The organism is Zunongwangia atlantica 22II14-10F7 (genome assembly GCF_002094855.1).
In the GTDB taxonomy this organism is placed as follows: Bacteria; Bacteroidota; Bacteroidia; order Flavobacteriales; family Flavobacteriaceae; genus Zunongwangia; species Zunongwangia atlantica.
This window is the reverse complement of sequence record NZ_ARYN01000007.1, coordinates 40,735-52,606: the sequence shown is the minus strand read 5'-3', so window position 1 is coordinate 52,606 and position 11,872 is coordinate 40,735. Positions and strand designations below refer to the sequence as shown.

The following is an 11,872-nucleotide window of genomic DNA, read 5'->3' as shown; positions in this document are numbered from 1 at the left end:
AAGAAATGAAAAATACAATCACAAAATATCTAATATTTATAGGCATTATCCTTTTTTCTGTAAAAGGTATGTCTCAACAAGATCCAGTGTTCACACAATACATGTATAACATGAGCGTAGTGAACCCTGCATATGCGACAGATGATCCTGGGATGTTAAATCTTGGGGGAATTTATAGAGCTCAGTGGGTAAATGTTGACGGTGCACCTCGCACCGCCAACTTCTTCGCTCACACTCCAATTAGTGAACGAATTGAACTTGGTTTAACAGTAGTTCATGACGAAGTGGGAGACTGGGTAAAAGAAAACAACATCACAGCAGATTTCGCCTATGTTTTACCAATAAGCCAAAACAGTAAATTATCTTTTGGTGCTAAAGCAGGGGTTACAACTTTCGATTCTAACACAAACGGAATTGTACTCCCTAATCCAGTAGATCCTGCTTTTGAAAATTACAGTGAAGCATTTCCTGTATTTGGTGTTGGTGCATTCTGGTTTAGTGACAACTATTATTTAGGTGTTTCTGCTCCTAACCTATTCACTGCTACTCACCTTGAAAATTCACAAGGTATTCAGGGAATTGGCGAAGAAGAAATTCACTATTATATTACTGGGGGTTACGTATTTGATCTTAGTCAAAATGTGAAGTTAAAACCTGCATTTATGGCTAGAGGGGTACAAGACTCTCCTTTATCTGTAGATGTAACAGCAAATGTTCTTTTATACAATCGCTTAGAAGCTGGTCTTGGTTATAGATTCGACGAATCTGTTACTGGATTAGTGAACTTTAAGATCACTCCTCAACTTCGTGTAGGATATGCTTACGATTATACTACTACGAATTTTGGGAACTACAACGACGGTACTCATGAGATCATGTTATTGTTCGATATAGATTTATTTGGTTTAAACAAAGGATACGACAAGTCTCCTAGATTCTTCTAAAAAAGATTAATATGAAAAACATTTATAGCACATTAATAATACTTCTTGTAAGCATCGCAGCTTTCGGTCAAAAGGCCGAAATTAGGAAAGCAGACAAGCTTTTCTCTCAGCGTGCTTACATAGATGCTGCCTCTGCCTATGAAGGCGTGGTAGACAAGAACCAGGAAGTTCTTCAGAATCTTGGAGACTCTTATTTCTACACGAATCAAATGCAAAATGCAGCTGAAGTTTACGGAACCTTGTTTTCTAGACATGAAGCTACTGTAGAACCTGAATATGAATTCAGATATGCTCACTCTCTTCGTGCAGCCGGCCAGGATGACGAAGCAGATAAGTACTTTGCTTCTTACTATGATAAGGATATTGATATTACAGAATTCGAGGAAAGTATTGTAGATTCTAGTAATCTTTATATCTACGAGCCTGAAATGTTACCAGCAGAAAATGCAGCATCTTCAGATTTCGGAATCTCTTATTTTGGAGAAGATAAAATCACTTTTGCTTCAACAAGAAATACTGCTCGTCCTATTTATCCTTGGAACAAGAAACCTGCATTAGATTTATATACAGGTGAAATTTCTGAAGAAGGTGAGATTAGCAATATTGTTCTTTTCTCTGATGCTATTAATACAGATGAGCACGAAAGTTCAGCGGTATTTAACGAAGAAGGAACTGTAATGTATTTTGACAGAACTAACGAAAAGCGTTTTAAAACTGAAGAAGGCCTAAGAGTAGCGAACATCAGAATTTATAAAGCTGAATTAGTTGATGGAGCATGGACAAATGTTGAAGCACTTCCTTTTACAAGTGAAGAGTTTTCTACAGAGCATCCTGCACTTAGCCCAGATGGTTCTACACTTTTCTTTGCTAGTGACATGCCAGGAGGGCAAGGATCTTTTGACCTTTACAAAGTGGCTATCAACGAAGATGGATCTTACGGAACTCCAGAAAACTTAGGACCTGGGATTAACACTGAGCATAGAGAGCAATTTCCTTTTGTTAGTGAAGACAACGTTCTTTACTTCTCATCAGACGGTCACTTAGGATTTGGTAACCTAGACGTTTACAAATCTGAAGGAGATTATACTGAAGCTGAAAACTTAGGAAGTTCTATCAACAGTCCTTATGATGATTTTGCTTTCATCATTAACGAAGGAGAGAAAAAAGGTTTCTTATCTTCTAACAGAAGTGGTAACGATAATCTTTATTCTTTCACAAGAACTAAGTATGTTAAGAAAACAAGACAAATTGATATTCCTCACGAAAATAGAATTTACTTCGCATTCGATAAATCTGAGGTTACTGAAGAATATCAGGAAGTTTTAGATAAAGTAATCGACATTCTTAAAGGTAGCGATGCAACTGAAATTAGAATCGCTTCTCATGCCGATGCTAGAGGTACTGAAGAGTACAACCTTAAATTGTCACAAAGAAGAGCTGATGCTACAAAAGACTACTTAGTAGCTCATGGTATTTCTTCTAATAATATTACGACTAAAGGTTACGGTGAGTCTCAACCAGTAAATGATTGTACTGAAGAGAGAGGATGTTCTGAAGAAGAATATGCTAAAAACCGTAGAAGTGTGATTACATTTACTACAATGGAAGTTGTAGAAGACTAATTACATTCCTAAGAACAAATTGAAAGCTCCGGTAAACCCGGAGCTTTTTTTATTTACAGACTTTTCGTAAACTAGCTCAAGGCAAGTCCTTGAGGAATTTATTAGAAAATATTTTAACTTAGAGACAAATCTCAGAGTATTTAATCTCGATTATCGAGTAAATTACAATAGACCTCCCTACGCGTCATCAACAAATCATCTATCATGAAAAAAGTTATCGCGTTTCTCATCCTTTCGATTATTAGTCTATGGAATATAACTGCACAGAAATTTTACGAAAATCAGTGGAACAAAGTTGAAGAACAGGAAATATTAGGGAATACCAAAACAGCAAACGACCTGGTTGAGAAAATTGCGACAAAGGCGAAAATCGATAAAAATGACGCTCAATCTATAAAAAGCCTTTTCTATCTTTCAAAATTTGCAATAGACTTACAAGAAAAATCGGCTACTGCAATAACCTCTGAAATCCAGAAAAGAATAGAAAATGTGGACTCGATTTCTAAACTCATCCTGTATTCTATTTTAGCCGATTTTCAATCGCAATATCTTCAGAAGAACGCTTACAGAATTCAGGATAGAACTAGTGTTGAAAATGACACTGCTAACTTTCAGTTTTGGAGTACAGAAAAATTTAATTCAGAAATAATAGAAAATTATCGAAAATCGATCTCAGAAAAAGAAAGCCTGGAAACCACCAATATCGATAAATATTCCTACTTACTAGACACGCTCCATGAGCCAACAATACACTTCAACAATATTTACCAATTGCTCATTAACCGAGCATTAAATTACGGAAAAAGGAACAACCGTTATCTTTCCAAAAATCCACTATCGTTTAAGATCACTAAACATCATTTAGTTTCAAGTGATAGATTTATAAAAACCGACTTAAAAACTTCAGAAGAAACAGATAAAGACTATTTCACTTTGAAATGCTATCAGGAACTTGAAAAATCTCTTCTAAAAAATAACGAAAATCAACTTCTAGCTTATTTTACTCTAGATCGCTATAAGTACATTAAATCGAAAATCGCTATTTCAGAAAGTGATTTTTTAAAAGCATTGAACGATCTATATCCTAAATTTGAAGATAAACTCACAAAAGATCTAATCGCTCTCGAAAAGGCACTTATACTAAAACAAAGAGCAAGCAAACAAGATTTTCCAGAAGATAACATCAATGCGATTTCACTCTCAGAAGAAATTCTCAAACATGGTTTCAATTCGTATTTAAAGAACAATGCACAGAATATTATTACAGGCATTAAGAAAAAAGAATTTAGCGTTCAGGTTAATCCTTATCAAAGTCCGCAGAAAAACTTTCCAATTTTTATTTCATATACTAATCTGGACTCCCTGCAATTCCAGATTTACAAATTGAATAAAACAGATTTCAATTTTTTGGATAAGCAAAATTTTTATGCTGAAGAACAAAAAATTAAACTCAAAAAACTATTAAAGAAACTCGATTCTGAAACTAAAGAGTTTTCAAATTGGATCAAGCTACCTAACAAAAGTCAGCACTTTAAAAGAACTACAGAAGCAATTGCACCTAAACTTGAAATTGGCAAATATGTAATCCTTCTTAAAGATAAAAGCCTCGACAATCTATATGCGTTAAAAACGATTCAGGTAAGTGAACTAAGTTTAATTTCCAATCAGAATGAAAATATAGATCTTAAAGTAGTTAATCGCGAAACTGGTGAACCAATCGAAAACGCAACGGTAAAAGCTATTCTTCATTCTAACAACAATACAAATTCTTATGAGCGAACTTCAGATAAAAACGGAAATTTAAGCTTCTCACCAGAAGTAGACCATCTAAGAAATATCGAATATCACATTACAAAGGATCAGGATGAAATCATTTTGGAAAATCGGAATTCTTACTACAGAAATACTTACGAAAACGAAGATGAAGAACGCGGATTCTTATTCACAGATCGAAGTATTTACAGACCCGGCCAGCAGATTTATTATAAAGGTGTATTAGTTTCTAAAAAAGGTGATTCAAGCAAAGTACTTTCCGGCAAAAAAATAGTGATTCGTTTTTTAGATGCTAACCGAAACGAAATTGAAAAAAGACAGGCGAAAACAAACAATTTTGGTAGTGTATCCGGAAACTTTGAAATTCCAACAGGCTTAAAAACCGGACAGTTTACAATCCAAATTCAAGAAGATAGCGATAAAGAAAGACCAAAATTTTATGCCACGAAAAGAGTTTCTGTGGAAGAATACAAACGACCTAAATTTAAAATAGCATTTAAACCTGTCACTCAATCCTTCGCTTTAAATGATTCTGTTAAGATTAATGGATATGCTGAAAGTTTCTCTGGAGCGCGCTTAAGTCATGCTAATGCAACTTATCGAATTCTTAGATTTGAGAATTACGGTTATACTTTTAGATACAGAAAAATTCATCCCCAAGAAATTGCCAACGGAGAATTAAAAACAGACGAAAATGGTGATTTTCAGATTAATTTTTTACCGAAAGCTGAAGCCTCCGAAATTCAAAACCCAGACCAGGTCTACACGTATAGTATTGAAGTTTCAGTAACCGATATTAATGGTGAAACACAATCTGAAGAAACCACAGTAAATGCCGGAAGCAAACTAAACATTCTTAGTATTTTGGATAATGGTATATCCTATAAAAAAAATGGAATAAATTTCATCCCAAAAGTCACCAATCTTAATTATGAAGATGTTGATTTGCCCGTGACTGTTGAGATTTACAAATTACAAGCTCCTGAAAGAATCTTAAACTTTGGTAATGACCTACCTAAACCAGACACTTTAAATATTAGCAAAAACGAGTATAAAAACCTTTTACCACATACTGCATATTTGAATGAAGGTGAAAAATCGAACTGGAAAAATGGCAAACTATGGTATGAAGCAACAGCAAGTTCTAATAAAAAAATTAAGCTCAAAAACACCAAAAAATGGCCTACAGGAAGCTATAGAATCATCCTAAAAACCAAAGACAAAAAAGACAATAAGATCGTTCAGGAAAAAATTATCGATCTAAAAGACAGGCGTTCAAAAAAGGCTTCAGATAATCAACTTTTTGAATACATAATCGCAAATAAAGATTTTACCGAAGATGGCTTTATTGAAATTTCTTTACTCACCGCTGCTAAAGATTTATATTTAAATCTGGAAGCTTACGTTGAAGGCAAGGCTATTTTTCAGCAATACGTCGATCTAAAAAAAGGAGCTAAAAACATCAAAATTCCGGTTAAAGATTATGTTGGGAAAGAAGTCAGCTTAAGATTCAGCAGTATTAAATATAATTCGACTTTTACAAGTACCGAGCGCATTCAGCTAAAAGACAAGAAATCGGAACCTGAAATTATTCTAAGCACTTTTAGAGATAAGATCGAACCAGGAAACAAAGAAAAATGGAGTTTAAAAATTATACAAAAAAACAACAATCAATTTGAAGTTCTTGCTGGGATGTACGATGCTTCACTAGATCAATTTAAAGAACATTCCTGGCCAGAGCACATTAATGTTGGTGGTAAGTATTACAGGCTTCCTAATTTAGATTTTCTGGAATTTTCTCCTGCAGATTTCAGTTTGCATAACCGCAACTATTTCTATTTTTCCTACGAACAACCAAGATTGCCCAAACTAGATTATTTTGGATTTAGCTACAATAACGCTCGAAAAGAAAATCGTGAATACCTGCTAAAATTATTGTTTAGAGGTAAGGATTTTACCACAGATTATTTTTCTAAAGGCGGAATTATAAAAGGCAAGGTTATCGCCATTTCAGATCGAAAACCATTGCCAGGAGTAACGATCACTATCGAAGGTTCAAACACTGGGACGCAAGCTAATTATGACGGCGAGTTTGAAATTAAAACCAAAAAAGAAGATCAATTAAAAGCATCGTTTATTGGATTTCAAGACGCATATTTCATAGAAAATAAAGATAAAAGCATCACTATTTTAATGGCCGAATCTACAGAAGCTTTAAATGAAGTGGTAACTGTTGGAAATTCTGTAAAGATTAGAGGTGTGGGTTCCGCAGCGGTAGAAGAAGTTGCTATGGACATTTCTAGAGATCAGGTTTTGGGCTATTCAACGCTGGATTCCATATCTGAAAATCAGAAAGAGCTTTCGGTTAAAGCCAGACAAAATTTGAATGAAACCGCCTTTTTCTATCCAAATCTAAAAACCGATAAAGAAGGAAATATCAATTTAGAGTTTACTTCTCCTGAAGCTCTAACCCAATGGCGACTAATGCTATTTGGACATAACAAAGAAGCTGAATCTGCCTATAAAGAAGCTTTTACTGTTACCCAGAAAGAATTGATGCTTACGCCAAATGCACCACGATTTTTAAGGGAAAAAGATAGCATCACTATTTCAGCTAAGATTAGCAATTTGAGTGACGAATTTTTAAAAGGAAAAGCGCAATTAAAATTTTTTAATGCCGAAGATGAATCGAGAATTGATACTAACCTCAGCAATACAAATGCTATTCAGGAATTTAATGTAGCAGAAAACGGAAATACGCAGCTAAGCTGGAAACTTTACATTCCGGAAGATTTCAACTTAATTCGCTATGAAATTGTGGCAAAAACTGATGAATTTGAAGATGGGGAAACCAATTTATTACCGGTGCTTAAAAATAGAATACTGGTGACCGAAACCATCTCAATTTGGCTTCAGGAACAGGAAGAAAAAGAATTCAGTTTAATAAAAAATGAATCTCAAACTTTACAAAATCATCAAATTACTTTAGAATATACTGCCAATCCGGCTTGGACGGTGCTTCAGTCGCTACCCTATCTTATCGATTATCCTTACGATTGTAGCGAGCAGACCTTCTCTAAATATTTCGCAAAGGCTATTTCAGAAAAAATACTGAAAGAAAATCCGGAGATCGCTGAAGTCTTGAAAAAATGGAATGAAAATTCAGCAACAAGCAATTTAGAGAAAAACGAAGAACTAAAAAGCATTCTTTTACAGGAAACGCCCTGGGTAAATGATGCTAAATCTGAGACCGAAAACATCCAAAACCTATCAAAATTATTAGACTCCAAAAACCTGCAATCTTACCTTTTAAAATTGCAGAATATGCAAAATGGCGATGGTGGTTTCCCATGGTTTAAAGATGGGCGATCTAGCTTTTATATTACCAGCCATATTCTTGGAGGTTTTGCGAATTTGCTTCAGAATAATTCGATAGAATTAAATAAAACTTCCGAAGAAATTATCGAAAATGGACTCGTTTTCCTTAAAAATTACATGTTAGAGCATCACGCTAATAAGTTTGATAATAACATTACCGGTACGCGATTCTCTCCAAACGAAATTCTATATCTCTACACCAAAACTATCCTGGCAGATGAATTTTACTTCGAGGAAAAAGAAGAAGATTTTATCGATAAAATGATACAAAATCTGAAACAAAACTGGCTTGATCTCAATCTACAAACTAAAGCTATGCTAGCCGTAAGTTTCAACAATTACTATGAAGAAGAGGAAGCTACAAAAATTGTCAACTGGTTTAAACAAAACAGTATCGAAGATGATAAGGGCGGTATGTATTTTAAAAATAATGCTGCAGGAAAGTTTTGGTATCATCATCCTATAGAAACACAGGCAAAGATCATCGAAGCTTTGGCAGCCTTAAATCCTGAAGATAAGGATATCGATAAACTGAAAAACTGGTTATTGCAACATAAACGTAAAAATAGTTGGGCAACTACAAAATCGACTACGATGGCGGTAAACGCATTTCTTTCCTACGGAAAAAACTGGCTTAAGGAAAGTAGCCAACCTGAGATTAAAATGAATAATGAATCGGTTAAACTGGATTCCATATTTAAAGAGAAAAGCGATTTAGGTTATGTAAAGAAAACCTGGAATGATGAAAAAGAACTTCAAAAAATAGCGAATTTCAGTATAAAAAATAACAACGATGCCCCTGCCTACGGCGGTATTTATCATCAATACTTCGAGGATTTAGATAAGATCGAGCGATCTAAAGGCGAAGAGATCATTATCAACAAAGCTTTATTTCTGAAGGAAAACACCAGCGAAGGCCCACAATTAAAATCGCTACCAGAAGTGCTAAAAGTTGGCGAATTAGTTACGGTGAGAGTCACCATCGATGTAAAATCTGATTTTAAATTTGTGCATCTAAAAGATATGCGTGCCAGCGGACTGGAACCTACAAGCGTACTTTCCAGGCATAAATATCAAGACGGGCTCCGCTATTATCAAAGTACAAAAGATGCGGCTACACATTTCTTCTTTGATTATTTACCTAAAGGAACTTATGTTTTTGAATATGATCTAAGAGTAAATAACGCCGGGGAATTTTCTAACGGAATTACACAAATTGAAAGTATGTATGCACCAGAGTTTTCCAGCTTTTCTAAAGGTACAAGGATTAAAATTGAAAATTAATCCTGTGGAGGGTATGCTTCTAAAGCTTTAGCAAAAACTTTATCGAACAATGCCTGACGTTGATCTGGAGTTGCGTTGTAATTAAACTTTACCTCAACTTCAGCTTTCCAGACTAAGGCATCTTTTTCGACATCGATAAAATCGATAATAAACCGAACGTAATCTTTTGGACCACCAAGCGGGATTCCGCCAGAAACCCCTACTCCAACATTTCCGCCGCCACTACCTACACCAACGCCAAGCGTGTTATTGCTTTGTTCCTGAAATTTTTCAGTATACACATTTACGTAAAGATCTGGATTTTCTTCAGCTAAAGCTATGTTTTCCTGGCGCATAAAATGATCTAAGCTGCTAATGATCCTTTTCTCGTCGAGCTGACTCATTTCAGTTCGAAAATCTGGAAATAGCTGATAGGTTTTATATTGATCGAAATTAGTTTGCGCATCATAATCGAAAGTGGTTCTTGGCGTATTGCAAGAAACCAGCAACAAACAGAAAAAAACAAGCTTAGCTACTAACTTCATATTGGATAATTTTAAACTACTTTTTAAAATTAAGCAAAAATCATCCCACTTCTTAGTTTGCAATAGATTTTACAAAAAGAAGCTTTAAAAATCAACAATATCGACAAAAGCAGTTTACTCGATAATCGAGATTAAATGCTCTTAGGTTGTTTACTTATTGTCCTCTGGATCTTTATTTAGCATTTCCCAAAGCTTGTCTTTAAGCTCGGTTAATCCTTGTTGCGCTACTGAAGATATAAACAGATATGGCACCGGTAGATTCTCGTCCAACTCGGCTTTCAATTCGGCTTTTAGTTCCTCATCCAGCATATCGGTTTTAGAAACAGCTACTAAACGATCTTTATCCAGCATTTCTGGATTGTAGCGACGTAATTCGTCAACTAAAATTTCATACTGCTTCGCAACATCATCTGCATCTGAAGGAATTAAAAACAAAAGTGTAGAGTTTCGCTCGATGTGTCTTAAGAAACGGTAACCAAGTCCTTTTCCTTCCGCAGCACCTTCAATAATTCCGGGAATATCGGCAACTACAAAAGATTTGAAGTCACGATATTTTACGATCCCAAGATTAGGTTTTAGTGTAGTAAATTCATAATCGGCAATTTTGGGCTTTGCCGAAGTAATCACCGATAGTAAAGTAGATTTTCCTGCATTAGGAAAACCTACCAAACCTACATCGGCTAAAACTTTAAGCTCTAAAGTAATATCTAATTCCTGCCCATCGATACCCGGTTGCGAGTAACGTGGTGTTTGATTGGTAGATGATTTAAAATGCCAGTTCCCACGGCCACCCATACCGCCTTCTGCGATAATGATCTCCTGGCCATCTTCGGTAACTTCATCTATAATTTCCTGGGTTTCGGTATCTCTAATTACCGTTCCCAAAGGCACATCTACAATTTCGTCCTGCCCATCGGCACCAGAGCTTCTTTGCTTACCTCCGTTACCACCATGCTCAGCACGAATATGTCTTCTAAAACTAAATTCGAATAAGGTCCAAAGATTTTTATTTCCACGTAAGATCACGTGACCACCACGACCTCCATCTCCTCCATCTGGGCCACCTTTTGCTACATATTTTTCACGATGTAAATGCGAAGATCCAGATCCTCCATTTCCTGAAGATACATGCAGCTTTACGTAGTCTATAAAATTCCCTTCTCTCATTATCTAATTTCGAATTATAATTTATCGATTACGTTGCTAATTCTTTCGGTAATTTCTTCTACAGAACCTACGCCATCAACACCGTAATATTTGTCTTGTTTTTTGTAATACTCTTTTAAGATGGCAGTTTCGTCGTAATACACTGTAATTCTGTTTCTAATCACAGCTTCGTCTGCATCATCTTTTCTTCCAGAGGTTTTTCCTCTTTCTAACAAACGCTTTACCAATACTTCATCTTCTACTTCTAAAGCGATCATTGCTTTAACTTCAGTACCTTTTCCTTTAAGAAATTCAGCTAAAGCATCAGCCTGATTTTCTGTTCTAGGAAAACCGTCAAAAATAAAGCCTTTAGCTTCAGGATTTTTATCAACTTCAGCATTAAGCATATTAATCGTTACCTCATCTGGCACTAACTGACCTTTATCGATAAACGATTTTGCGGTTAAACCTAATTCTGTTTGATTTTTGATGTTGTATCTAAAAACATCTCCGGTAGAAATATGTACTAACTGATATTTCTCTTTAAGAATATCTGCCTGAGTTCCTTTGCCCGCTCCCGGAGGGCCAAAGAGTACCAAATTTGTCATGTGTATTTATTTACGATTTACGTTTGTATACAGAAGTAAGATTACGGCCAAGACCATCATAGTCTAATCCATAACCTACTATAAATTCATTCGGAATTTCGATTCCTGTATAATCTAATTTGAATTTTTCGCGATACATGGAAGGTTTATGAAAAAGCGTTGCAACTTTATAATCTGCCACATTCTTTTCATTTAAAATCTGATCGAGTTCTTTAAGCGTGCCTCCAGTATCCACAATATCTTCTAAAATTACCACTTTCTTACCGGCTAAAGATTTAGTAAGCCCAATTAAGGTTTTTACATCTCCGGTAGATTCGGTTCCTTTATAAGATCCCAGCTTCACAAACTGAATATCACATTCTCCTTTATATTTCTTCATAATTTCAGAAGAAAACATAAAAGAACCATTTAAAACACTAAGAAAAACAGGTCGCTCGTCTTTATAATCTGCATTTAGTTTATCAGCGATTTTATTGATTGCTTCATTGATTTCTTCCTCACTTACATAAGGTTCAAAAACAAGATCGTGTAGTTTTACCAAAACTTCAATTTTTTAAAGAAGCAAAGATAAGGAATCTCATTTACACCACTCT

7 protein-coding genes are annotated in these 11,872 nt (G+C 35.2%); 3 read left to right on the top strand and 4 right to left on the bottom strand.

The features are described 5' to 3' along the window. The first annotated feature begins 5 nt into the window (after nt 1–5). The 3 genes from IIF7_RS08640 to IIF7_RS08630 all read left to right on the top strand — a co-directional run bounded on the left by IIF7_RS08640 (nt 6) and on the right by IIF7_RS08630 (nt 9,001). Nucleotides 6–944 (top strand): PorP/SprF family type IX secretion system membrane protein, encoded by a 939-nt coding sequence (locus tag IIF7_RS08640; RefSeq protein ID WP_084841289.1) that lies wholly within the window; start codon nt 6–8, stop codon nt 942–944. An 11-nt stretch (nt 945–955) separates the two neighbouring features. Continuing rightward, a complete protein-coding gene (locus tag IIF7_RS08635) occupies nt 956–2,566 on the top strand; it encodes an OmpA family protein (RefSeq protein ID WP_084841288.1) in 1,611 nt (536 codons plus the stop codon). Between the two features lie 204 nt (nt 2,567–2,770). Beyond that, entirely contained in the window at nt 2,771–9,001 is a 6,231-nt protein-coding gene (locus IIF7_RS08630; RefSeq protein ID WP_084841287.1) for an alpha-2-macroglobulin family protein, read from the top strand. On the opposite strand, the gene IIF7_RS08625 is transcribed toward IIF7_RS08630, so the two are convergent. From IIF7_RS08625 to hpt, 4 genes are all read right to left on the bottom strand, one after another. After that, entirely contained in the window at nt 8,998–9,525 is a 528-nt protein-coding gene (locus IIF7_RS08625; protein WP_084841286.1) for a DUF4136 domain-containing protein, read from the bottom strand. The genes IIF7_RS08630 and IIF7_RS08625 overlap by 4 nt on opposite strands. A gap of 150 nt (nt 9,526–9,675) precedes the next feature. Beyond that, nucleotides 9,676–10,692, bottom strand: coding sequence for a GTPase ObgE (gene obgE / locus IIF7_RS08620; RefSeq protein ID WP_084841285.1), 1,017 nt, complete (start codon nt 10,690–10,692; stop codon nt 9,676–9,678). Nucleotides 10,693–10,706: 14 nt separating this feature from the next. Beyond that, on the bottom strand, nt 10,707–11,279 hold the full coding sequence (locus IIF7_RS21180; protein WP_084841284.1) for an adenylate kinase: 573 nt from the start codon (nt 11,277–11,279) through the stop codon (nt 10,707–10,709). Nucleotides 11,280–11,289: 10 nt separating this feature from the next. Then, nucleotides 11,290–11,820 carry a hypoxanthine phosphoribosyltransferase gene (hpt, locus tag IIF7_RS21175; RefSeq protein WP_084841283.1) on the bottom strand — a complete coding sequence of 177 codons (531 nt, stop codon included), beginning with the start codon at nt 11,818–11,820 and terminating at the stop codon, nt 11,290–11,292. Nucleotides 11,821–11,872: the final 52 nt, after the last annotated feature.